The sequence below is a fragment of the Escherichia sp. E2661 genome, assembly GCF_004745185.1.
Lineage (GTDB): Bacteria > Pseudomonadota > Gammaproteobacteria > Enterobacterales > Enterobacteriaceae > Escherichia.
In genome coordinates, this window is record NZ_PDIG01000031.1 from 22,137 (window position 1) to 47,135 (window position 24,999).

The 24,999-nt window shown below is 52.3% G+C and carries 16 protein-coding genes and 4 pseudogenes; 15 read left to right on the forward strand and 5 right to left on the reverse strand.

Annotation, left to right across the window (positions count from 1 at the left end; translation table 11 throughout):
* The first annotated feature begins 203 nt into the window (after positions 1-203).
* From rnc to shoB, 6 genes and pseudogenes are all read left to right on the forward strand, one after another.
* Complete coding sequence (gene rnc, locus CRI63_RS15270) at positions 204-884, forward strand: ribonuclease III (protein WP_001068343.1); 681 nt, start codon at positions 204-206, stop codon at positions 882-884.
* A pseudogene (gene era / locus CRI63_RS15275) lies at positions 881-1,785 on the forward strand (GTPase Era). Before rnc ends, era begins: the two are co-directional and overlap by 4 nt.
* A 131-nt stretch (positions 1,786-1,916) precedes the next feature.
* Positions 1,917-2,645, forward strand: coding sequence for a DNA repair protein RecO (gene recO / locus CRI63_RS15280; protein WP_130258880.1), 729 nt, complete (start codon positions 1,917-1,919; stop codon positions 2,643-2,645).
* Between the two features lie 11 nt (positions 2,646-2,656).
* Positions 2,657-3,388 carry a pyridoxine 5'-phosphate synthase gene (gene pdxJ / locus CRI63_RS15285; RefSeq protein WP_130258856.1) on the forward strand — a complete coding sequence of 244 codons (732 nt, stop codon included), beginning with the start codon at positions 2,657-2,659 and terminating at the stop codon, positions 3,386-3,388.
* Positions 3,388-3,768 carry a holo-ACP synthase gene (gene acpS, locus CRI63_RS15290; protein ID WP_064526159.1) on the forward strand — a complete coding sequence of 127 codons (381 nt, stop codon included), beginning with the start codon at positions 3,388-3,390 and terminating at the stop codon, positions 3,766-3,768. Before pdxJ ends, acpS begins: the two co-directional genes overlap by 1 nt.
* A gap of 419 nt (positions 3,769-4,187) precedes the next feature.
* Positions 4,188-4,268 carry a type I toxin-antitoxin system toxin ShoB gene (gene shoB, locus CRI63_RS15295; protein WP_130214702.1) on the forward strand — a complete coding sequence of 27 codons (81 nt, stop codon included), beginning with the start codon at positions 4,188-4,190 and terminating at the stop codon, positions 4,266-4,268.
* Between the two features lie 193 nt (positions 4,269-4,461).
* Here shoB and yfhL read toward each other — a convergent pair whose 3' ends face one another.
* Positions 4,462-4,722: a 4Fe-4S dicluster ferredoxin YfhL gene (yfhL, locus tag CRI63_RS15300; protein WP_001196283.1), complete on the reverse strand. Its 261-nt coding sequence runs from the start codon at positions 4,720-4,722 to the stop codon at positions 4,462-4,464.
* A 55-nt stretch (positions 4,723-4,777) separates the two neighbouring features.
* Positions 4,778-5,626, reverse strand: coding sequence for a MurR/RpiR family transcriptional regulator (locus CRI63_RS15305; RefSeq protein ID WP_135520016.1), 849 nt, complete (start codon positions 5,624-5,626; stop codon positions 4,778-4,780).
* Between the two features lie 207 nt (positions 5,627-5,833).
* Between CRI63_RS15305 and yfhb the strand changes: the two genes are divergently transcribed.
* Entirely contained in the window at positions 5,834-6,469 is a 636-nt protein-coding gene (yfhb, locus tag CRI63_RS15310) for a phosphatidylglycerophosphatase C (RefSeq protein WP_130222054.1), read from the forward strand.
* 57 nt (positions 6,470-6,526) lie between these two features.
* On the forward strand, positions 6,527-7,030 hold the full coding sequence (tadA, locus tag CRI63_RS15315) for a tRNA adenosine(34) deaminase TadA (protein ID WP_064526984.1): 504 nt from the start codon (positions 6,527-6,529) through the stop codon (positions 7,028-7,030).
* Here tadA and mltF read toward each other — a convergent pair.
* The gene (gene mltF / locus CRI63_RS15320) at positions 7,027-8,583 is read right to left on the reverse strand and encodes a membrane-bound lytic murein transglycosylase MltF (protein WP_130214665.1); all 1,557 of its coding nucleotides are present in this window, start codon (positions 8,581-8,583) and stop codon (positions 7,027-7,029) included. The two genes, tadA and mltF, sit on opposite strands and share 4 nt — an antisense overlap.
* A 257-nt stretch (positions 8,584-8,840) precedes the next feature.
* Between mltF and purL the strand changes: the two genes are divergently transcribed.
* The 5 genes and pseudogenes from purL (at position 8,841) to glnB (ending at position 17,355) form a co-directional block, all read left to right on the forward strand.
* A complete protein-coding gene (gene purL / locus CRI63_RS15325) occupies positions 8,841-12,728 on the forward strand; it encodes a phosphoribosylformylglycinamidine synthase (RefSeq protein WP_135520018.1) in 3,888 nt (1,295 codons plus the stop codon).
* 598 nt (positions 12,729-13,326) lie between these two features.
* Positions 13,327-14,755: pseudogene (gene qseE / locus CRI63_RS15330) on the forward strand (two component system sensor histidine kinase QseE/GlrK).
* A 161-nt stretch (positions 14,756-14,916) separates the two neighbouring features.
* Positions 14,917-15,632 (forward strand): annotated as a pseudogene (qseG, locus tag CRI63_RS24115) (two-component system QseEF-associated lipoprotein QseG).
* Positions 15,622-16,956, forward strand: a complete 1,335-nt coding sequence (glrR, locus tag CRI63_RS15340; RefSeq protein ID WP_064526171.1) for a two-component system response regulator GlrR — start codon at positions 15,622-15,624, stop codon at positions 16,954-16,956. Before qseG ends, glrR begins: the two are co-directional and overlap by 11 nt.
* A gap of 60 nt (positions 16,957-17,016) precedes the next feature.
* Positions 17,017-17,355: a nitrogen regulatory protein P-II gene (glnB, locus tag CRI63_RS15345; RefSeq protein WP_000717691.1), complete on the forward strand. Its 339-nt coding sequence runs from the start codon at positions 17,017-17,019 to the stop codon at positions 17,353-17,355.
* Positions 17,356-17,398: 43 nt separating this feature from the next.
* On the opposite strand, the gene hmpA is transcribed toward glnB, so the two are convergent.
* A complete protein-coding gene (hmpA, locus tag CRI63_RS15350; RefSeq protein ID WP_130214657.1) occupies positions 17,399-18,589 on the reverse strand; it encodes an NO-inducible flavohemoprotein in 1,191 nt (396 codons plus the stop codon).
* Positions 18,590-18,919: 330 nt separating this feature from the next.
* Between hmpA and glyA the strand changes: the two genes are divergently transcribed.
* On the forward strand, positions 18,920-20,173 hold the full coding sequence (gene glyA, locus CRI63_RS15355) for a serine hydroxymethyltransferase (RefSeq protein ID WP_000919151.1): 1,254 nt from the start codon (positions 18,920-18,922) through the stop codon (positions 20,171-20,173).
* A 197-nt stretch (positions 20,174-20,370) separates the two neighbouring features.
* Here glyA and CRI63_RS15360 read toward each other — a convergent pair whose 3' ends face one another.
* Entirely contained in the window at positions 20,371-21,564 is a 1,194-nt protein-coding gene (locus CRI63_RS15360) for an ROK family protein (RefSeq protein WP_135520019.1), read from the reverse strand.
* Between the two features lie 117 nt (positions 21,565-21,681).
* Here CRI63_RS15360 and CRI63_RS15365 point away from each other — a divergent pair.
* Positions 21,682-24,962: pseudogene (locus CRI63_RS15365) on the forward strand (DUF5107 domain-containing protein).
* Positions 24,963-24,999: the final 37 nt, after the last annotated feature.

The following is a 24,999-nucleotide window of genomic DNA, read 5'->3' on the forward strand; positions in this document are numbered from 1 at the left end:
AGGCTAACGACATCCCTTATCGTTGTGTATAGAATATTCCCCCGAAGTTTAAGGTTGGCGCCTTCTGGTTGCCACGGCACACGAAACAGCGTTGGTTTCCATATATGGCGTAATGAATCCGCGACAAAGCGGTTAACAGAGCCTATGTGTATCAGGTCTGTTTCGTGTGCTGAATTGTTGACGCATTTATTTATTGGTATCGCATGAACCCCATCGTAATTAATCGGCTTCAACGGAAGCTGGGCTACACTTTTAATCATCAGGAACTGCTGCAGCAGGCATTAACTCACCGCAGCGCCAGCAGCAAACATAACGAGCGTTTAGAATTTTTAGGCGACTCAATCTTGAGCTACGTTATCGCCAATGCGCTGTATCACCGTTTCCCGCGTGTGGATGAAGGCGATATGAGCCGGATGCGCGCCACGCTGGTCCGTGGCAATACGCTGGCAGAACTGGCACGCGAATTTGAGTTAGGCGAGTGCTTGCGTTTAGGGCCGGGTGAACTTAAAAGCGGTGGATTTCGTCGCGAGTCAATTCTCGCCGACACCGTCGAAGCATTAATTGGTGGCGTATTCCTCGACAGTGATATTCAAACTGTCGAGAAGTTAATCCTTAACTGGTATCAAACCCGTCTGGACGAAATTAGCCCAGGCGATAAACAAAAAGATCCGAAAACACGTCTGCAGGAATATTTGCAGGGTCGCCATCTGCCGCTGCCGACTTATCTGGTAGTTCAGGTCCGTGGCGAAGCGCACGATCAAGAATTTACAATCCACTGCCAGGTCAGCGGCCTGAGTGAACCGGTGGTTGGCACAGGTTCAAGCCGTCGTAAGGCTGAGCAGGCTGCCGCCGAACAGGCGTTGAAAAAACTGGAGCTGGAATGAGCATCGATAAAAGTTATTGCGGATTTATTGCCATCGTCGGACGCCCGAACGTTGGCAAATCCACGCTGCTGAACAAACTGTTGGGGCAGAAAATCTCCATCACTTCCCGCAAAGCGCAGACAACTCGTCACCGCATTGTGGGGATCCATACTGAAGGCGCGTATCAGGCGATCTACGTCGACACCCCGGGCCTGCATATGGAAGAGAAGCGTGCTATTAACCGCCTGATGAACAAAGCGGCGAGCAGCTCCATTGGCGACGTTGAGCTGGTGATTTTGTCGTTGAAGGCACCCGTTGGACACCGGACGATGAAATGGTGCTCAACAAGCTGCGTGATGGCAAAGCGCCGGTGATCCTCGCGGTGAACAAAGTGGACAACGTGCAGGAGAAAGCCGATCTGCTGCCGCATCTGCAGTTCCTGGCAAGCCAGATGAACTTCCTCGATATTGTGCCGATCTCTGCCGAAACCGGGCTGAATGTTGACACTATTGCGGCAATCGTGCGTAAGCATCTGCCTGAAGCGACCCATCACTTCCCGGAAGATTACATCACCGATCGCTCACAGCGGTTTATGGCCTCTGAAATCATCCGTGAAAAACTGATGCGTTTCCTCGGTGCAGAACTGCCGTACTCCGTGACCGTGGAGATCGAACGTTTTGTCACCAATGAACGTGGTGGCTATGACATCAACGGTTTGATTCTCGTTGAGCGCGAAGGGCAGAAGAAGATGGTCATTGGCAACAAAGGGGCCAAGATCAAAACCATCGGTATTGAAGCGCGTAAAGACATGCAGGAAATGTTCGAAGCGCCTGTCCACCTTGAGCTGTGGGTGAAAGTGAAATCCGGCTGGGCTGATGACGAACGCGCACTGCGTAGTCTCGGTTACGTTGACGATCTTTAATTAGCATACTCTATGACTTTCGAGGTGCAGGAAGGCGGCAAGACCGTGAATCCCTGGGAGCTTACTAAAGTAAGTGACCAGGGGGAACGGGTGCAGCCAGGGCACCTGCAACTTGAAAGGCGACGAGTATGATGGAAGGCTGGCAGCGCGCATTTGTCCTGCATAGTCGCCCGTGGAGCGAAACCAGCCTGATGCTGGATGTCTTCACGGAGGAGTCGGGTCGCGTGCGTCTGGTTGCCAAAGGCGCACGCTCTAAACGCTCTACCCTGAAAGGTGCATTACAGCCTTTCACGCCTCTCTTGCTTCGCTTCGGTGGGCGCGGTGAAGTCAAAACACTGCGCAGTGCTGAAGCTGTCTCATTGGCGCTGCCATTAAGCGGTATCACGCTTTACAGCGGTCTGTACATCAACGAACTTCTCTCCCGCGTGCTGGAATACGAGACGCGCTTCTCGGAACTCTTTTTCGATTACTTGCACTGCATCCAGTCTCTGGCTGGAGCCACAGGCACACCGGAACCCGCGTTGCGCCGCTTCGAACTGGCATTGCTCGGGCATCTGGGTTATGGCGTCAATTTTACCCATTGTGCAGGTAGCGGCGAACCGGTGGATGACACCATGACGTATCGTTATCGCGAAGAAAAAGGGTTTATCGCAAGCGTCGTTATCGACAATAAAACCTTCACCGGGAGGCAGTTGAAAGCGTTACACTCGCGGGAATTTCCTGACGCAGACACATTGCGTGCCGCGAAACGCTTTACCCGCATGGCGCTTAAGCCGTATCTTGGCGGTAAACCTTTAAAGAGCAGGGAACTGTTCCGGCAGTTTATACCTAAGCGAACAGTGCAAACACATAATGACTGATGAGGATTGTCATGGCTGAATTACTGTTGGGCGTCAACATTGACCATATCGCAACGCTGCGTAATGCACGTGGTACTGCTTACCCCGACCCGGTGCAGGCCGCGTTTATTGCCGAGCAGGCTGGCGCGGATGGCATTACCGTGCATTTGCGTGAAGATCGTCGCCACATTACTGACCGCGACGTGCGCATCCTGCGTCAGACGCTGGATACCCGCATGAATCTGGAAATGGCGGTGACCGAAGAGATGCTGGCGATTGCCATTGAGACGAAGCCTCATTTTTGCTGCCTGGTACCGGAAAAGCGCCAGGAAGTGACAACCGAAGGTGGCCTGGACGTCGCAGGTCAGCGTGACAAAATGCGCGATGCCTGTAAACGTCTGGCGGATGCCGGGATTCAGGTTTCTCTGTTTATCGACGCAGATGAAGAGCAGATCAAAGCTGCAGCAGAGGTAGGCGCCCCGTTTATCGAGATCCACACCGGTTGTTATGCCGATGCCAAAACTGACGCTGAACAGGCGCAAGAGTTGGCGCGCATCGCCAAAGCCGCGACCTTTGCCGCAAGCCTCGGTCTGAAAGTTAACGCCGGACACGGTCTGACCTATCACAACGTGAAAGCCATTGCCGCCATTCCTGAGATGCATGAACTGAATATCGGCCATGCCATTATTGGTCGTGCAGTGATGACCGGACTGAAAGATGCGGTGGCAGAAATGAAGCGTCTGATGCTGGAAGTGCGTGGCTAATGGCAATATTAGGTTTAGGCACGGATATCGTGGAGATCGCTCGCATTGAAGCGGTGATCGCCCGTTCCGGTGAGCGCCTGGCTCGCCGCGTATTAAGCGATAACGAATGGGAAATCTGGAAAACGCACCAACAGCCAGTGCGTTTTCTGGCGAAGCGTTTTGCAGTGAAAGAAGCGGCGGCAAAAGCGTTTGGAACCGGGATCCGCAATGGTCTGGCGTTTAATCAGTTTGAAGTGTTCAATGATGAGCTTGGTAAGCCACGGTTGCGACTGTGGGGCGAGGCATTAAAACTCGCGGAAAAGCTGGGCGTCGCACATATGCATGTGACGCTGGCAGATGAACGTCACTATGCTTGCGCCACGGTAATTATTGAAAGTTAAAATAATACCGTTCTCTTTATAAAGTAAAACCCCCGAACTGGTAAGGAACGGGGGTTTTACTTCATAACTTTAATTTTGTGCAGCATGCACCCTCAACAACAGCGATTATGGATCAGGGTGGTTATCTTTTACAAGCAACTTGCAATCTTTATCATAAAAACTCGAGCCTTTACGAAGAAAGCGATATTGATGGAAATATTAACGTGACTGCAAATTCGTAAGTACATTAAAATTGGCTTCGTTATTGGCGATTTTGCTGTGCTTTACACCATGCCACTGAATTCCCCCATTGAAACGAGTGGTGTCGTCAAAGCTCTGGTGTGGAGTGCAGCATGCATCCTCAATAACTCGCACGTTCAGTTTTGGGGAGATGTAAGGGCTAATCTGAACGGCTGCATTCCTTGTTTAAGGAAAAACGAATGACTGATTGTCGATACCTGTTTAAACGGGTCATTAAAGTCATCATTGCTGTTTTACAGCTGATCCTTCTGTTCTTATAACACAAGGAAACGTACTTAAGGCGCGTCAGGTTAACCAGCCAGGCGCGCCTTTAATAATTATAAATAAATGTCTGCGCAGATATTATATGAATTTATTTGGCGAATGATTATGCCGTTGTCATCATTTAAATAAATATAATAGCGTCAAGGTTTCTCTAAAAAATAATAAATACTCTACTTCCAGAGCAGAATATTAAATTTTATCTGCGTGATGCATTAACACAAATTTATCCCACAACTGCTCTTCTGTCTCGACATGCGCCGGATCTTTCACAATAGTATTAGGGATCGGACACACCTTCTGGCAGGTTGGCGTCTCGTAGTGACCTACGCATTCGGTACACTTATCGCTGTTAATCTCGTAGATATGATCTCCCATTGAAATCGCCTCATTCGGGCATTCAGGTTCACACATATCACAATTGATGCATTTTTTAGTGATTAACAGCGCCATAAGGAAACTCTCAAAACAACACAAACTGGGCGGGCATTATACGCGCATTCTTTGCTCAAACCAGTTTTTTCACCAGTGCTTCGCTGTGGCGAATGCGCTCAGGCGCCAGTTCCAGGTCCTGCTGGATTAGCGCAATGAACAGCAAATCTGTAAGCATTCCCTGAGCGTGACAAGCGGAGATCGATGCACTATTCGTCGCCTGTTCTTCGGCAATAGTATACAGGCAGTGGGACGCTCGTTGTTGCAGAGCATTCGGCGTGAAACCGGTAATTGCCAGCACCTTTCCACCCACGCGCAGCATCTCATCTGCCGCGAGATTTAACTCACGTCGTACACCAGTGTAAGAGATGGCTAATAACAGGTCGTCCGGTGAAGATGCCTGTACAGTAGCGAGCAACGCATGCATATCGCGTTCTGCGGCAGCATTGAAACCAATCTTCATCAGTTTCCAGGCAAAGTTTTGCGCTACCAGACCCGAAGCGCCAATGCCAGTCAAAATAATCCGCCTCGCAGAACGCAGCATCACCACGCATTCATGCAATTTCTCTTCACTGTTAACGTTCAGTGTCGCATACATGGCAGCCGTGTTTTCTTTTATGAGTTTTTCACCCACCAGTCGCAGCGGATCATCACCGCGAATTTGGTTATGAATGGGGACAGAAGGGGATTCCGGCTGGCTCGCCAGAGCTTCGCTTAACGCCAGTTTTAAGGCTGGAAAACCTTTATAGCCGAGTTTTTGTGCGAATTTCACTACGCTGGATTGACTGACCCCAGCTTCGTTGGCCAATTGCTGCGAACTTAAATGGCGCGCCGTATCAGGTTGTAGCAGGAGATAGTCCGCCAGTTTTTTATCACTCTGGGCAAGCTGCTCGTAACGCTGACGAATACGAAGTAAGCCGTTCATATCTTTCCTCGCGATAAAATAATGGCGACAACAGGCAATATGAGACACAAGCGAGTGAATATTATATTCCATAGCTTGTAAGATCTATGAATTAAAAATTCCATTCAGCATTATACGGTAGATTGTTGCCGGAAAAGTGATGATCTATCTGTTAGGCTATGTAGTAGCGATGATTAATCAGGATGTTTCAGTCCAGAGGAGTATGGTTTGGCAACTCACGAGCGTCGTGTGGTGTTTTTTGACTTAGATGGAACATTGCATCAACAGGATATGTTCGGTAGTTTTCTGCGCTACTTACTGCGTCGCCAACCGCTGAATACACTGCTTGTCCTGCCGCTATTGCCGGTTATTGCCATGGCATTATTGATAAAAGGCCGTGCTGCGCGCTGGCCGATGAGTCTGCTATTGTGGGGATGCACTTTTGGTCACAGCGAAGCGCGTTTACAGGCATTACAAGCCGATTTTGTACACTGGTTTCGCGACAATGTGACTGCCTTTCCGCTGGTGCAAGAGCGCCTGACCACCTACTTGCTCAGTTCCGATGCTGATATCTGGTTGATTACCGGTTCTCCACAGCCGCTGGTTGAAGCGGTCTATTTCGATACGCCCTGGTTACCGCGGGTGAATCTTATCGCCAGCCAAATTCAGCGTGGTTATGGCGGCTGGGTATTGACAATGCGTTGCCTCGGGCATGAGAAGGTCGCGCAACTGGAACGCAAAATCGGCACGCCACTGCGGTTGTACAGTGGTTACAGCGACAGTAATCAGGACAACCCGCTGCTTTATTTCTGCCAGCATCGTTGGCGAGTAACCCCGCGCGGTGAACTCCAGCAACTGGAATAGAGTAAAGCATAGCGTCCGTGTATAATGCGCCGCGCTTTTATAACCGGAGTTTTCTTTTTGTCTGAAGTCGAATTTAGTCACGAATACTGGATGCGCCATGCCATGACGCTGGCAAAGCGTGCCTGGGACGAGCGGGAAGTACCGGTCGGCGCGGTATTAGTGCATAACAACCGGGTAATCGGCGAGGGCTGGAATCGTCCGATTGGTCGGCATGATCCTACCGCGCACGCTGAAATCATGGCCCTGCGTCAGGGCGGTCTGGTGATGCAAAATTATCGCCTGATCGACGCCACATTATATGTCACGCTGGAGCCGTGTGTGATGTGCGCCGGAGCGATGATTCACAGCCGGATTGGTCGTGTAGTTTTTGGTGCACGAGATGCGAAAACGGGGGCTGCCGGATCATTAATGGATGTGTTGCACCATCCGGGCATGAATCACCGGGTAGAAATCACGGAAGGGATATTGGCGGAAGAGTGTGCAGCGCTGCTCAGCGACTTCTTTCGCATGCGCCGTCAGGAAATCAAAGCGCAGAAAAAAGCGCAATCTTCTGCGGATTAATTTTGCTTCTTTTCACTTCCCTTCCTGGAAAACAGCAGCGAAGGGGAGTGTGTCAGATAGTTAGATGACGACTGTGAAAGAAACGAGAGAAAAGGAAATTTCCCTTTACTCAATTCTGTTGGCGACACTGCCGGATAATCCTGAGCCAGCTGCATCGCCGCTTCTGTTGCCTGCTTTTCTTTCTCTTGCAGATACCCCACCAGACTAATCTGATACTTACGGATATTCTCGACATAGGCGTAAGCTTCATGTCCCCGCGCATAACCGTAAGTCAGCTTGCTGTAATAGGGTTTCTGGCTAAGTAAAGGCAGACGTTGTTTAACATCGGTCCAGCTGTCTGGATTACCTTTGGTTTTTGCCGTCAGGGCGCGAGCATCCAGCATATGCGCATAACCCATATTGTACGCAGCGAGCGCAAACCAAATCCGTTCATTTTCTGGCACGCTTTCCGGCACTTTACTCATCATATCCTGCAAATAACGCGCGCCGCCGCTGATGCTTTGTTCAGCATCGGTACGATCGGTAATGCCCAGGCTTTGCGCGGTATTTTTGGTCAACATCATCATGCCGCGCACACCGGTCGGCGAGGTGGCCTGCGCGTCCCAATGTGATTCCTGGTAAGCAATAGCCGCCAGCAAACGCCAGTCAATTTCCTCGGCGTATTTCTCAAACAAAGGTTTTAATTGTGGCAGCACCGCATCGACGGCGCGTAAAAATGTGCGCGTATCGACATAATCAAAATCATCGCCATGCCCCAGGTATTTCTCTTCAATGCGTGCCAGCGTGCCGTCCTCATTCATTTTGTTGAAGAAGTCGAGCAGAGCTGCGGAAAGGGTATTATCGTCATCTAACTGGCTAAACCAGGTCACTGGTTGTTCATCGGTGATATCGAGTGCCACGGCGAGTTCCGGGTGAACTCGCTGGAACAGGCTGATGGCGACAGAATCAGCAATGGTGTAATCCAGCTTACCTCCGATGACATCTTCCAGTAATTCCGCTGAGCCTTTTTTGTCGTCCACCTTCCAGCTTAAATCCGGGAATTTAGTTTCTTTCAGTCTTTGTAGATCGTTAACGACGACGTGTCCTGGTGCGATGGAGAGCTGTTCCGCCGTCAAATTGCCCAGCGTGCGTGGGCGATATTGACCCACTTTGTAAACCAGTTGTTGTGAAACGGAATAATAGGTAGGACCAGGCTGATAGTTTTTTACCCGCTCACTGTTATAAACCAGACCTGCTGCCAGCAGGTCTGCGTTGCCGTTGTCGAGATCGTCAAACAACTGGCTGATATTCTGCCGTACGGTCACTTTCAGTTTCACACCGAGGTAGTCGGCAAATTGTTTGGCCAACTCATAATCCAGCCCGGAAGAGTTACCGTTAATCTCATTCCAGGTGAGGGGAGTATGAATGGTGCTCACGCGCAATTCTCCCCGCGCTTGAATGGCGGCGATACGGTTGTCGGCTTTACCAAACCACGGAATAGACGGCCAGAGAGCTACCGCAAGAAGCAGTGCCAGAATGCCAATGAACAGATAATTAATCTTTAATTTTTTCAATTAGTTAATTCTCTGTGTCGTTCGTGTCCTGGCTTGAAAAAACGATATGCTAAACAAAGGTATAATCATCAATGAGCGGCATTTTGCGTAAACCTGTGCCAGTTGGCAACTTATTACAGCCATTGGCGGCACGCGTTGCTAATTCACGATGGTGATTTTATTTCCACGCAAACGGTTTCGTCAGCGCATCAGATTCTTTATAATGACGCCCGTTTCCCCCCCTTGGGTACACCGAAAGCTTAGAAGACGAGAGACTTATGATGGAAATTCTGCGTGGTTCGCCTGCACTGTCGGCATTCCGAATCAATAAACTGCTGGCGCGTTTTCAGGCTGCCAGGCTCCCGGTTCACAACATTTACGCCGAGTATGTCCATTTTGCTGACCTCAATGCGCCGTTAAACGAAGAAGCGCACGCGCAACTTGAACGCCTGTTGAAATATGGTCCGGCACTCGCCAGCCATGCCCCGGAAGGCAAATTACTGCTGGTGACCCCGCGTCCTGGCACCATCTCTCCCTGGTCTTCGAAAGCGACCGATATCGCTCATAACTGCGGGCTGCAACAGGTAAACCGCCTTGAGCGCGGCGTGGCTTACTATATAGAAGCCGGTACGCTGACCAATGAACAATGGCAGCAGGTTACCGCTGAACTGCACGACCGCATGATGGAAACGGTCTTTTTTGCTTTAGATGATGCAGAGCAGCTGTTTGCGCATCATCAACCGACTCCGGTCACCAGTGTTGATTTGCTGGGGCAGGGCCGTCAGGCGCTAATCGACGCTAACCTGCGTCTTGGCCTGGCACTGGCGGAAGATGAAATTGACTATCTGCAAGATGCTTTCACAAAGCTTGGTCGTAACCCGAACGACATCGAGCTCTATATGTTCGCCCAGGCGAACTCTGAGCACTGCCGCCACAAAATTTTTAACGCCGACTGGATTATCGACGGTGAACAGCAGCCGAAATCGCTGTTCAAGATGATCAAAAATACCTTCGAAACCACGCCGGATCACGTTCTCTCTGCGTATAAAGATAACGCCGCGGTGATGGAAGGTTCTGAAGTGGGCCGCTACTTTGCTGACCACGAAACGGGCCGCTACGATTTCCATCAGGAACCGGCGCATATTCTGATGAAAGTCGAAACTCACAACCACCCGACGGCAATTTCTCCGTGGCCGGGCGCGGCGACCGGTTCCGGCGGTGAAATCCGCGATGAAGGTGCCACCGGGCGCGGCGCGAAGCCGAAAGCCGGTCTGGTTGGTTTCTCCGTTTCCAACCTGCGAATTCCTGGCTTCGAACAGCCGTGGGAGGAAGATTTCGGTAAGCCTGAGCGCATTGTCACCGCGCTGGACATCATGACCGAAGGTCCGCTGGGCGGCGCGGCATTTAACAACGAATTTGGTCGTCCGGCGCTGAACGGCTACTTCCGTACTTATGAAGAAAAAGTGAACAGCCACAACGGCGAAGAGCTGCGCGGTTATCACAAACCGATCATGCTGGCGGGCGGGATCGGCAACATTCGCGCCGATCACGTACAAAAAGGCGAGATCAACGTTGGTGCGAAGCTGGTCGTTCTCGGCGGCCCGGCAATGAACATCGGTCTTGGCGGCGGTGCTGCGTCTTCTATGGCGTCTGGTCAATCTGATGCCGACCTCGACTTTGCTTCTGTTCAGCGCGACAACCCGGAAATGGAACGTCGTTGCCAGGAAGTGATCGACCGTTGCTGGCAGCTTGGCGATGCGAACCCGATTCTGTTTATCCACGACGTCGGCGCAGGCGGTCTTTCTAACGCCATGCCGGAACTGGTGAGCGACGGCGGGCGCGGCGGTAAATTTGAACTGCGCGATATCCTGAGCGACGAACCGGGTATGAGCCCGCTGGAAATCTGGTGTAACGAGTCCCAGGAACGCTACGTGCTGGCGGTTGCTGCCGATCAGTTACCACTGTTTGACGAACTGTGTAAGCGTGAACGCGCGCCCTACGCGGTGATTGGTGAAGCGACCGAAGAACTGCATCTTTCTCTGCACGATCGTCATTTTGATGATCAGCCGATCGATCTACCGCTGGACGTACTGCTAGGCAAAACGCCGAAGATGACCCGCGATGTGCAAACGCTGAAAGCGAAAGGCGATGCGCTGGCCCGTGAAGGGATCACCATTGCTGACGCGGTGAAACGTGTGCTGCATCTGCCGACCGTGGCGGAAAAAACTTTCCTCGTTACCATTGGCGACCGTAGCGTAACCGGCATGGTGGCGCGCGATCAGATGGTTGGCCCGTGGCAGGTGCCGGTCGCTAACTGTGCGGTCACTACTGCCAGCCTCGACAGCTACTACGGTGAAGCGATGGCAATTGGCGAACGTGCACCAGTTGCGCTGCTGGATTTCGCCGCTTCTGCCCGTCTGGCTGTCGGTGAAGCGTTAACCAATATTGCCGCAACACAGATTGGCGATATCAAACGCATTAAACTTTCCGCCAACTGGATGGCGGCGGCAGGCCACCCTGGTGAAGATGCGGGCCTGTATGAAGCCGTTAAGGCCGTGGGCGAAGAGCTTTGTCCGGCGCTGGGCCTGACGATCCCGGTGGGTAAAGATTCAATGTCGATGAAAACCCGCTGGCAGGAAGGTAACGAAGAGCGCGAAATGACCTCGCCGCTGTCGCTGGTTATTTCTGCATTTGCCCGCGTGGAAGATGTGCGTCACACCATCACGCCGCAGCTTTCTACCGAAGATAACGCACTGCTGCTGATTGATTTGGGCCTTGGCAATAATGCGCTGGGCGCAACGGCGCTGGCGCAGGTTTATCGTCAGCTTGGCGACAAACCGGCTGATGTGCGCGACGTCGCGCAACTGAAAGGCTTCTATGACGCGATTCAGGCGCTGGTTGCACAGCGTAAGCTGCTCGCGTACCACGACCGCTCTGACGGTGGCCTGCTGGTAACGCTGGCGGAAATGGCATTTGCCGGTCATTGCGGCATTGAAGCGGATATCGCCTCTCTGGGCGACGATCACCTGGCGGCGCTGTTTAACGAAGAACTGGGAGCGGTGATTCAGGTGCGTGCCGCTGACCGTGAAGCGGTCGAAGCGGTACTGGCACAGCATGGCCTTGCTGAGTGCGTCCATTATGTCGGCCAGGCGGTTTCTGGCGATCGTTTTGTGATTACCGCCAACGGGCAGACTGTATTCAGCGAAAGCCGCACCACGTTGCGTGTCTGGTGGGCGGAAACCACCTGGCAGATGCAGCGCCTGCGTGACAACCCGGAGTGCGCCGATCAGGAACATCAGGCGAAATCCAACGACGCTGATCCGGGCCTGAATGTGAAACTGTCGTTCGATATCAACGAAGATGTGGCAGCTCCGTTTATCGCTACTGGCGCGCGCCCGAAAGTTGCCGTACTGCGTGAGCAAGGCGTGAACTCGCATGTTGAAATGGCGGCAGCTTTCCATCGTGCGGGCTTCGACGCTATCGACGTGCATATGAGCGATCTGCTGGCTGGACGCACTGGTCTGGAGGATTTCCACGCCCTGGTCGCGTGCGGTGGTTTCTCCTACGGTGATGTGCTGGGTGCCGGTGAAGGTTGGGCGAAGTCTATTCTGTTCAACAACCGTGTACGCGATGAGTTTGCAACCTTCTTCCATCGTCCGCAAACGCTGGCGCTGGGGGTATGTAACGGTTGCCAGATGATGTCTAATCTGCGTGAGCTGATCCCAGGTAGCGAGCTGTGGCCTCGTTTCGTGCGTAACACCTCCGATCGCTTTGAAGCGCGTTTCAGCCTGGTTGAAGTGACCCAAAGCCCGTCTCTGCTGTTGCAGGGGATGGTGGGCTCGCAGATGCCGATTGCTGTGTCTCACGGTGAAGGGCGCGTTGAAGTACGCGACGCGGCGCATCTGGCGGCACTGGAAAGCAAAGGGCTGGTTGCGCTGCGCTATGTCGATAATTTCGGCAAAGTCACCGAAACCTACCCGGCTAACCCGAACGGTTCTCCGAATGGCATCACGGCGGTCACGACTGAAAGCGGTCGAGTCACCATTATGATGCCGCATCCGGAACGTGTTTTCCGTACTGTCAGCAACTCCTGGCATCCGGAAAACTGGGGCGAGGATGGCCCATGGATGCGTATTTTCCGTAATGCGCGTAAGCAGCTGGGGTAAGGCTGCGGAAATTTCACGCAACCCATTGTTTTGTAGGCCGGATAAGGCTTTCACGCCGCATCCGGCATTACACACAACCACTTAGCCAACAATTATAAGCTCCCAACTCCGGGAGCTTTTTTTTTGTGTCTGTAAATCACGACAATGGGTGGTTTGCCGTGTCGCTTATAGGTGACATATAACTTATTGATTTAATTTAAAACGAATAATTTAAGCTTTGGGCGTCTCTTTTAAGCGACACACTGGCTGATTTATAGCCAACCAATGGAACAACCATTAATTCATTAAAGCTATGTTTTATCAGTACGTTATCAAACCATTTTATTTATTGGCACAGTTACTGCATAATAATAACCAGTGGCTCATTCACCCACTTATGTCAGCCCCTTCGGGACGTGCTACATAAAATTCGAATGACGCACAACAAGGTGCCTGCCGTCCAACTTCTGATATCAGCGTAGCTATATCAACCATCGGGCGAAACGTCGAGTTAGGCACCGCCTTATTCCACAACAAAGCCGGGTAATTCCCGGCTTTGTTGTATCTGAACTTCCCCTCGGTTAGCATCTGGCTATTCGCGTCTGACGAGAGTAACACCTTGAAACGCTGGCCCGTTTTTCCCCGTTCATTACGACAATTAGTCATGCTGGCATTCTTGCTGATTCTGCTGCCTCTGCTGGTACTGGCATGGCAAGCCTGGCAAAGCCTTAATGCGCTTAGCGATCAGGCGGCGCTGGTCAATCGCACAACGCTTATTGACGCCCGGCGCAGTGAGGCAATGACTAATGCGGCACTGGAGATGGAGCGTAGCTACCGTCAGTATTGCGTGCTGGACGACTCAACCCTGGCGAAGGTCTATCAAAGCCAGCGTAAACGTTACAGCGAAATGCTCGATGCCCACGCTGGCGTGCTGCCGGACGATAAACTTTACCAGGCATTGCGTCAGGACTTGAACAATCTCGCCCAATTACAATGTAACAACAGCGGGCCGGATGCGGCGGCTGCCGCGCGTCTGGAAGCCTTTGCCAATGCCAATGCCGAAATGGTACAGGCCACGCGCACCGTGGTGTTTTCACGCGGGCAGCAACTCCAGCGAGAGATAGCAGAACGCGGACAGTATTTCGGCTGGCAGTCACTGGTGTTGTTTCTGGTGAGTCTGATAATGGTGCTGCTTTTCACCCGAATGATTATTGGTCCGGTGAAAAATATCGAGCGGATGATCAACCGTCTGGGGGAAGGACGCTCACTGGGTAATAGCGTCTCGTTTAGTGGACCGAGCGAGTTACGCTCGGTTGGGCAACGTATTCTTTGGTTAAGTGAACGCCTGTCATGGCTGGAATCCCAGCGCCATCAATTTTTAAGACATTTATCTCATGAATTAAAAAACGCCACTGGCGAGTATGCGCGAGGGCACTGAATTACTGGCTGACCAGGTTGTCGGGCCGCTTACGCCAGAGCAAAAAGAGGTGATAAGCATCCTCGACAGCAGCAGCCGCAATTTGCAAAAACTTATAGAACAACTGCTTGATTACAATCGTAAACAGGCAGATGGCGCGGTGGAACTGGAGAATGTTGAGCTGGCACCGTTGGTGGAGACGGTAGTTTCCGCTCACAGCCTGCCAGCTCGGACTAAAATGATGCATACCGACGTTGATCTCAAGGCAACTGCATGCCTGGCGGAACCCATGCTACTGATGAGTGTGCTGGATAATCTTTACTCCAATGCGGTGCACTACGGGGCTGAATCCGGTAACATTTGCCTTCGCAGCAGTTTACATGGCGCACGGGTTTATATTGATGTCATCAATACAGGCACACCCATTCCGCAAGAGGAACGCGCCATGATCTTCGAACCCTTTTTTCAGGGAAGTCACCAGCGAAAAGGGGCGGTGAAGGGGAGCGGTCTGGGATTAAGCATTGCCAGGGATTGTATTCGCCGTATGCAGGGGGAACTGTATCTGGTCGACGAGAGCGGGCAAGACGTTTGCTTCCGCATTGAATTGCCTTCGTCGAAAAACACGAAATAATGTTAAGGCCTATCCCATCAGGCTATTTTATTTGCCAGTTCGGCCCCGGGCAGTGCTCGAAATCCTCACGTACTACGTGTACGCTCCGGTTTCTCCGCACTGTCCGTGTCCAAACTGCCTGCAACAATTACGCCCACTGGGATAGGCTCTGAGTCTGGTGAATATGCGACACATTTTTTCAACGATTTTTATCCCGACGGCTGTGGCTGGCGGGGTTGCCTTGTCTGGCGCTGCTGGGCTGCGTGCAGAATCACAATAAGCCAGCCATTAATGCGCCAGTAGAAGAAAAAATCCCGGTTTATCAACTGGCTGATTATCTTCCTACTGAATGTAGCGACATCTGGGCGCTGCAAGGTAAATCAACTGAAACTAACCCGCTTTACTGGCTACGGGCGATGGATTGCGCCAATCGCTTAATGCCAGCGCAGTCGCGTCAGGAAGCGCGCAAGTATGGTGATGGCAGCTGGCAAAATACCTTTAAGCAGGGGATTTTGCTTGCCGATGCCAAAATCACGCCTTTTGAGCGCCGCCAACTGGTCGCGCGCATTGATGCGTTAAGTACTGAGATCCCGGCGCAGGTTCGCCCGTTGTATCAACTCTGGCGCGACGGACAGGCGTTGCAACTGCAACTGGCGGAAGAGCGCCTACGTTACAGTAAACTCCAGCAATCCAGCGACAGCGAACTGGACGCCCTGCGCCAGCAACATCACGTTCTACAGCAACAACTGGAACTAACCACCCGCAAGCTGGAGAACCTGACGGATATTGAACGCCAACTCTCGACTCGCAAACCGGCCGGAAATTTCCCACCGGACACGCCGCACGAGAGTGAAAAAACGCGCCATCCACCAATGAGGTCACCCCTGATGAGCCATAAACCTGCGCATTTATTATTGGTCGATGACGATCCGGGATTACTGAAATTACTTGGCCTGCGCCTGACCAGCGAAGGCTACAGCGTGGTCACGGCAGAAAGTGGTGCCGAGGGGCTGCGGATACTGAATCGTGAAAAAGTGGATTTAGTCATCAGCGACCTGCGGATGGATGAAATGGATGGTATGCAACTGTTTGCTGAAATCCAGAAAGTGCAGCCAGGTATGCCGGTAATCATCCTCACCGCGCATGGCTCCATTCCCGATGCCGTTGCCGCGACACAGCAGGGCGTGTTTAGTTTCCTCACCAAGCCCGTTGATAAAGACGCACTATATCAGGCAATTGATGATGCGCTGGAACAATCCGCGCCAGCCACCGACGAACGTTGGCGCGAGGCGATTGTCACTCGCAGCCCGCTGATGCTGCGCTTGCTGGAACAGGCCCGGCTGGTGGCGCAATCCGACGTTAGCGTTTTGATTAACGGTCAGAGCGGCACCGGGAAAGAGATTTTTGCTCAGGCTATCCACAACGCCAGCCCGCGTAACAGCAAGCCGTTTATTGCCATTAACTGTGGCGCATTGCCCGAGCAGTTGCTGGAGTCGGAGCTGTTTGGTCATGCACGCGGCGCGTTTACTGGTGCCGTCAGCAATCGCGAAGGTTTATTCCAGGCGGCGGAAGGCGGTACGCTGTTTCTCGATGAGATTGGCGATATGCCCGCGCCGTTGCAGGTCAAACTGCTGCGCGTGTTGCAGGAGCGTAAAGTGCGCCCGCTGGGCAGTAACCGCGATATTGATATCGACGTGCGGATTATTTCTGCGACCCACCGCGACTTACCAAAAGCGATGGCGCGCGGGGAATTCCGCGAAGATCTCTATTACCGCCTCAATGTCGTCAGCCTTAAAATTCCGGCACTGGCGGAGCGCACAGAAGACATTCCGCTACTGGCAAACCACTTATTGCGCCAGGCGGCAGAGCGACATAAACCGTTTGTCCGCGCGTTCTCAACCGATGCGATGAAACGCCTGATGACTGCCAGCTGGCCGGGAAATGTGCGTCAGTTGGTCAACGTGATTGAACAATGTGTGGCACTGACCTCATCTCCGGTGATTAGCGATGCATTAGTAGAGCAGGCGCTGGAGGGCGAAAACACGGCGCTGCCCACCTTTGTTGAGGCACGTAACCAGTTTGAACTCAATTACTTGCGCAAGTTGCTGCAAATCACCAAAGGCAACGTCACTCACGCGGCGAGAATGGCGGGGCGTAACCGGACAGAATTTTATAAACTGCTTTCCCGACACGAGCTGGATGCAAACGATTTCAAGGAATGAATCGGTGTAATGTGTTACGTTTAGCAGATCAAAAGACAGGCGACCTTTTCAAGGAATAGCATGAAAAAGATTGATGCGATTATTAAACCCTTCAAGCTGGACGATGTCCGTGAAGCACTGGCCGAAGTCGGTATTACCGGCATGACCGTGACCGAAGTGAAAGGCTTTGGCCGCCAGAAAGGCCACACTGAGCTGTATCGCGGTGCGGAATATATGGTGGATTTTCTGCCGAAGGTGAAAATTGAGATCGTCGTGCCGGACGACATTGTCGATATCTGCGTAGACACGATTATTCGTACGGCGCAAACCGGCAAAATCGGTGACGGTAAAATCTTCGTCTTCGACGTGGCACGGGTCATTCGTATCCGTACCGGCGAAGAGGACGACGCGGCGATTTAAACCGCGTCAGGGTTGCCGGATGTCTCCATCCGGCAACATCAAATCACAGCACTTTATGCGGGCCAAAGCATTCGTAATGAATGTTTTCCTGCTTCACGCCCAGGTCCACTAACTGTTTCGCGGCAAACTGCATGAAGCCAACCGGACCGCAGAGATAGAACTGCATGGCCGGATCGCTGAACGCACCTTCCAGTTTGCTCAAATCCATCAGACCTTCGCTATCAAACTGACCTTTAGCGCGATCGGCTTCGCTCGGCTGGCGATACCAGGTATGCGCGGTAAAGCGCGGTAGTGCTTGCCCCAGTTCCTTAACTTCATCAGCAAAGGCGTGAACATCGCCATTTTCTGCCGCGTGGAACCAGTTTACCTGGGCGTTATGGCCTGCTTTTGCCAGCGTATCGAGCATTGCCAGCATTGGCGTTTGCCCTACACCCGCAGAGATCAGTGTTACCGGCGTGTCATCTGTCACATCCATAAAGAAATCACCCGCCGGAGCTACCAGCTTCACGACATCGCCAACGTTGGCGTGATTGTGCAGCCAGTTGGATACCTGCCCGCCATCTTCGCGTTTCACCGCAATACGATAGCCTTTGCCATCAGGTTTACGAGTCAAAGAGTACTGACGAATTTCCTGATGCGGGAAACCTTCTGGTTTCAGCCAGACGCCGAGATATTGTCCCGGACGGTATTCTGCCACTGCGCCACCGTCGACCGGCTCCAGTTCGAAGCTGGTGATCAGTGCGCTGCGCGGTGTTTTAGCCACAATGCGGAAATCGCGAGTACCTTCCCAGCCACCGGCTTTGCTGGCGTTTTCGTTATAGATTTCCGCCTCGCGATTGATAAATACATTAGCCAGTACGCCATAGGCTTTACCCCACGCGTCCAGCACTTCCTGGCCCGGGCTGAACATTTCGTCCAGCGTCGCCAACAGGTGTTCGCCGACGATGTTGTATTGTTCCGGTTTGATCTGGAAACTGGTGTGCTTCTGCGCGATTTTTTCTACCGCTGGCAGCAGCGCAGGCAGGTTTTCAATATTACTGGCGTAGGCGGCAATAGCGTTAAACAGGGCTTCACGTTGATCGCCATTACGCTGGTTACTCATGTTAAAAATTTCTTTGAGTTCTGGGTTATGAGTAAACATACGGTCGTAGAAATGGGCGGTTAACTTTGGCCCTGTTTCCACCAGTAAAGGGATGGTGGCTTTTACTGTAGCGATGGTTTGAGCGTCAAGCATATGGTCTTCCTTTTTTTGCATCTTAATTGATGTATCTCAAATGCATCTTATAAAAAATAGCCCTGCACTGTAAATGGTTCTTTTGGTGTTTTTCATCAAGAATGTGATGAAGTGAAAAATTTGCATCACAAACCTGAAAAGAAATCCGTTTCCGGTTGCAGGCCCTTTATTCTCCAAAGCCTTGCATAGCTTGAAGGTAATCGTTTGCGTAAATTCCTTTGTCAAGACCTGTTATCGCACAATGATTCGGTTATACTGTTCGCCGTTGTCCATCAGGACCGCCAAAATTAGGCGAAAAAATTTTATTGTTAGCTGAGTCAGGAGATGCGGATGTTAAAGCGTGAAATGAACATTGCCGATTATGATGCCGAACTGTGGCAGGCTATGGAGCAGGAAAAAGTACGTCAGGAAGAGCACATCGAACTGATCGCCTCCGAAAACTACACCAGCCCGCGCGTAATGCAGGCGCAGGGTTCTCAGCTGACCAATAAATATGCTGAAGGTTATCCGGGCAAGCGCTACTACGGCGGTTGCGAGTATGTTGATATCGTTGAACAACTGGCGATCGATCGTGCGAAAGAGCTGTTCGGCGCTGATTACGCTAACGTTCAGCCGCACTCCGGCTCCCAGGCTAACTTTGCGGTCTACACCGCGCTGCTGGAACCAGGTGATACCGTTCTGGGTATGAACCTGGCGCATGGCGGTCACCTGACTCACGGTTCTCCGGTTAACTTCTCCGGTAAACTGTACAACATCGTTCCTTACGGTATCGATGCAACTGGCCATATCGACTACGCAGATCTGGAAAAACAAGCCAAAGAACACAAACCGAAAATGATTATCGGTGGCTTCTCTGCATATTCCGGCGTGGTGGACTGGGCGAAAATGCGTGAAATCGCTGACAGCATCGGTGCTTACCTGTTCGTTGATATGGCGCACGTTGCGGGCCTGGTTGCTGCTGGCGTCTACCCGAACCCGGTTCCTCATGCTCACGTAGTGACTACCACTACTCACAAAACCCTGGCGGGTCCGCGCGGCGGCCTGATCCTGGCGAAAGGCGGTAGCGAAGAACTGTACAAAAAACTGAACTCTGCCGTTTTCCCTGGTGGTCAGGGCGGTCCGTTGATGCACGTAATCGCTGGTAAAGCGGTTGCTCTGAAAGAAGCGATGGAGCCTGAGTTCAAAATTTACCAGCAGCAGGTCGCGAAAAACGCTAAAGCGATGGTAGAAGTGTTCCTGGAGCGCGGCTACAAAGTGGTTTCCGGCGGTACTGATAACCACCTGTTCCTGGTTGATCTGGTTGATAAAAACCTGACCGGTAAAGAAGCAGACGCCGCTCTGGGCCGTGCTAATATCACCGTGAACAAAAACAGCGTACCGAACGATCCGAAGAGCCCGTTTGTGACCTCCGGTATTCGTGTAGGTACTCCGGCGATTACCCGTCGCGGCTTTAAAGAAGCCGAAGCGAAAGAACTGGCTGGCTGGATGTGTGACGTGCTGGACAGCATCAATGATGAAGCGGTTATCGAGCGCATCAAAGGTAAAGTTCTCGACATCTGCGCACGTTACCCGGTTTACGCGTAAGCGAAACGGTGATTTGCTGACAATGTGCTCGTTGTTCATGCCGGATGCGGCGTGAACGCCTTGTCCGGCCTACAAATTCTTGCAAATTCAATATATTGCAATCTTCGTGTAGGCCTGATAAGCGTAGCGCATCAGGCAATCTTACGTTTGTGATCATCAAGGCTTCCTTCGGGAAGCCTTGTTACGTTATCGCGCCGTCAAATCTGTCGTAATTGCGCCTCAACATACAAATAGCCAATCCCCAGCACCTGTTGTGCGCGGCTTAATTGCCCGAAGCCAATTTGCGTCGCTTTCACGCTCGGTCCTTCGTCGCGGTCGAACGGGTTAAATCCTGTCTGGCGAATAATAGTATTAAGCCAGTTCTCACCAAAGGCACAACTGCGACCGTACAGCCAAATCTGATTAATATTGAGGATGTTGAGGAAGTTATACAGACTCAAACCAATGGCGTTGGCACTGCGGTCAACCCAACTGGTGATCCACGGTTCTCCACTCTTCCAGGCAGCGATTAATTGCGCTGTAGTCAGTTTTTCTGGATCAAGTTGAGTATTGCCAGGTTGTGATTTTAGCCATACTCGCGCCTGTTTTTTTAATGCGCTTAACGAGGCGACGGTTTCCAGGCAGCCATAACGTCCACAGTCGCAGGCGACGCCATCCGGATTAACAATGGTGTGACCAATCTGCCCGCTACCATACAAACTACCGCGATAAATTTGCTCGTTAATCACGAACGACGAGCCAATGCCGTAATCAACGTTGATCACGCAGAAATCCCGTCCCTGCGAATTATTTTGCCATTTCTCCGCCAGCGCCAGCATCACGCAGTCATTATCGACCATCACCCGAATGCCCAGCTTCTCTTCCAGCAGATACTTCACCTCAACTGGCGTGGTCCACGGTGCTTGCGGCATGGTTTGCGATACACCAGTTACCGGATCAACCTGACCGTGAATTGCCAGCGCCAGGTTGATGGTACGGTCCGGCCACAGTTTGCGATGACGATGCCAGCATTTTTCGATTTCGGACAGCAGTGCCTGCGGTGTCGGTGCATCAATCTGAAAATATTCAAATTCGCCTTTCGGACTTAAACAAGCGTTAGCGACCTGGCACTCAATGCTGGTGGGCGTCACGTTCAGGCATAGCGTCCAGTCACCTTCCGGCGCAATCAGCCATGTGCCGCTGCTATGCCCACGCGTCTGGCTTTCATCGTCGATATTCACCACCCGCTTTTCGTTTTCCAGTTCCTGCAAAATATTACTGACCGCCGGAATTGAAATTTGCGCCAGCCGGGCCAGCGTCGACTTGTTGGCGCGCTTTTGCCGGTACAGCAGTTCCAGAATCACGCATTTGTTATGGTGGCGGATCTGTTGATTGTTAATGCAGGCTCTCATCTTCACTAAACCTTGTTTAGTTAATTGCGTGATTATTCCGCGAAAACATTGCCAGATTGTTCAATACACTGCCACAAATCTTTTAATTCAGTATGTCTTGTTAATATTGAGGGCACCATGACTCCAGTAAAAGTGTGGCAAGAGCGCGTTGAGATCCCGACCTATGAAACCGGTCCGCAGGATATACATCCCATGTTCCTGGAAAATCGCGTTTATCAGGGATCGTCCGGCGCGGTTTATCCCTATGGCGTGACCGATACGCTGAGCGAGCAGAAAACCCTGAAATCCTGGCAGGCGGTGTGGCTGGAAAACGACTACATCAAAGTGATGATCCTGCCGGAGCTGGGCGGTCGCGTGCATCGCGCATGGGATAAAGTGAAACAGCGCGATTTTGTCTATCACAATGAAGTCATTAAACCGGCGCTGGTGGGGCTGCTGGGGCCGTGGATTTCGGGCGGGATTGAGTTTAACTGGCCACAACACCATCGCCCGACCACCTTTATGCCCGTTGATTTCACCCTCGAAGCCCATGACGACGGCGCACAGACGGTGTGGGTCGGCGAAACGGAGCCGATGCATGGTTTACAGGTGATGACAGGTTTCACCCTGCGCCCTGACCGGGCGGCGCTGGAAATCGCCAGCCGCGTCTATAACGGCAACGCCACGCCGCGTCATTTCTTGTGGTGGGCCAACCCGGCAGTGAAAGGTGGTGAAGGGCATCAGAGCGTTTTCCCGCCGGATGTGACTGCGGTGTTTGATCACGGCAAACGGGCTGTTTCAGCTTTCCCTATCGCTACTGGCACTTATTATAAAGTGGACTACTCCGCCGGAGTGGACATTTCTCGCTATAAAAATGTGCCTGTTCCAACCTCATATATGGCCGAAAAATCGCAGTACGATTTTGTCGGTGCGTGGTGTCACGATGAAGATGGCGGTTTGCTGCACGTTGCCAACCACCATATTGCGCCAGGTAAAAAACAGTGGAGCTGGGGACACAGTGAATTTGGCCAGGCGTGGGATAAGAGTCTGACCGACAATAACGGCCCGTATATCGAACTGATGACCGGTATTTTTGCCGATAACCAGCCCGATTTTACCTGGCTTGATGCTTACGAAGAGAAGCGTTTCGAGCAGTATTTCCTGCCTTATCATTCTCTGGGCATGGTGCAAAATGCCTCCCGCGATGCGGTGATAAAACTCCAGCGTAGCGAGCGGGGGATTGAGTGGGGGCTGTATGCCATCTCCCCGTTGAAAGGATACCGTCTGGCGATCCGCGAAATTGGCAAATGCAACGCGTTGCTCGATGATGCCGTGGCCCTGACACCAGCGACCGCCATCCAGGGCGTGTTGCACGGTATCAATCCTGACAGACTGACCATTGAACTCTCCGATGCCGACGGCAATATTGTACTGAGTTATCAGGAACATCAGCCGCAGAAGTTGCCGTTGCCGGACGTCGCCAAAGTGCCACTGGCAGCACAAGACATTGCCAGTACAGATGAAGCCTGGTTTATCGGTCAGCATCTGGAGCAATATCATCACGCCAGTCGTTCACCGTTCGATTACTACCTGCGCGGCGTGGCGCTGGACCCGCTGGATTATCGCTGCAACCTGGCGCTGGCGATGCTGGAATATAACCGCGCCGATTTCCCGCAAGCGGTGGCGTATGCCAGCCAGGCGCTGAAACGCGCACATGCGCTGAACAAAAACCCGCAGTGCGGACAGGCAAGTTTGATTCGCGCCAGTGCTTACGAACGTCAGGGACAATATCAACAAGCCGAAGAGGATTTCTGGCGCGCGGTCTGGAGCGGGAACAGCAAAGCGGGTGGCTATTATGGTCTGGCACGCCTGGCTGCGCGTAATGGTAACTTCGACGCGGGTCTGGATTTTTGCCAACAAAGTCTTCGCGCCTGCCCAACCAATCAGGAAGTGCTTTGCCTGTATAACCTGCTGCTGGTGTTAAGTGGTCGTCAGGACAACGCGCGTTTGCAGCGCGAGAAACTGCTGCGTGATTATCCGCTGAACGCCACTCTGTGGTGGCTGAACTGGTTCGATGGTCGTAGCGAATCAGCCTCGCGCAGTGGCGCGGTCTGTGTCAGGGACGCGACGTTAACGCCCTGATGACCGCCGGGCAACTGATTAACTGGGGCATGCCCGCCCTGGCTGCAGAGATGCTGAACGCACTGGACTGTCAGCGCACGCTGCCACTTTACCTGCAAGCCAGCTTGCTGCCGAAAGCCGAACGCGGCGAACTGGTCGCAAAAGCCATTGATGTCTTCCCGCAGTTTGTCCGTTTCCCGAATACGCTGGAAGAAGTGGCGGCGCTGGAGAGTATTGAAGAGTGCTGGTTTGCCCGTCATTTACTGGCCTGCTTCTACTACAACAAGCGTAGCTACAACAAAGCCATTACTTTATGGCAGCGTTGCGTAGAGATGTCACCGGAGTTTGCCGACGGCTGGCGCGGGTTGGCGATCCATGCGTGGAATAAGCAACACGATTATGAGCTGGCCGCGCGCTATCTTGATAATGCTTATCAGCTTGCGCCGCAGGATGCACGTCTGCTTTTCGAACGGGATTTGCTGGATAAGTTAAGCGGAGCCACACCGGAGAAACGACTGGCGCGTCTGGAAAATAATCTGGAAATTGCGCTGAAACGCGACGATATGACCGCAGAACTGCTCAATTTGTGGCATCTCACAGGTCAGGCCGACAAAGCGGCGGACATTCTCGCTACGCGCAAATTCCACCCGTGGGAAGGCGGGGAAGGGAAGGTCACCAGTCAGTTTATCCTTAACCAATTGTTACGCGCCTGGCAGCATCTTGATGCCAGAGAGCCGCAGCAGGCCAGCGAACTGCTTCATGCCGCGCTGCATTATCCGGAGAATTTAAGCGAAGGCCGTTTACCGGGGCAAACTGACAACGACATCTGGTTCTGGCAGGCGATATGTGCCAAAGCTCAGGGCGATGAAACTGAAGCGACGCGTTGTTTACGTCTGGCGGCGACCGGCGATCGTACCATTAACATCCACAGTTATTACAACGATCAGCCGGTTGATTATCTCTTCTGGCAAGGAATGGCGCTGCGACTGCTGGGCGAACAACAAACCGCACAGCAACTGTTTAGTGAAATGAAACTGTGGGCGCAAGAGATGGCGAAAACCAGTATCGAAGCGGATTTCTTTGCCGTCTCGCAACCTGACTTGTTGTCGCTGTATGGCGATTTACAACAGCAGCATAAAGAAAAATGCCTGATGGTGGCGATGCTGGCGGCCGCGGGACTAGGCGAGATTGCGCAATATGAATCTGCTCGCGCTGAATTGACTGCGATTAATCCGGCCTGGCCGAAAGCGGCATTATTCACCACCGTGATGCCTTTTATTTTTAGCTACGTTCACTAAACCCTATTAACTGTAATATTTGAGCGGCACGCGCTGC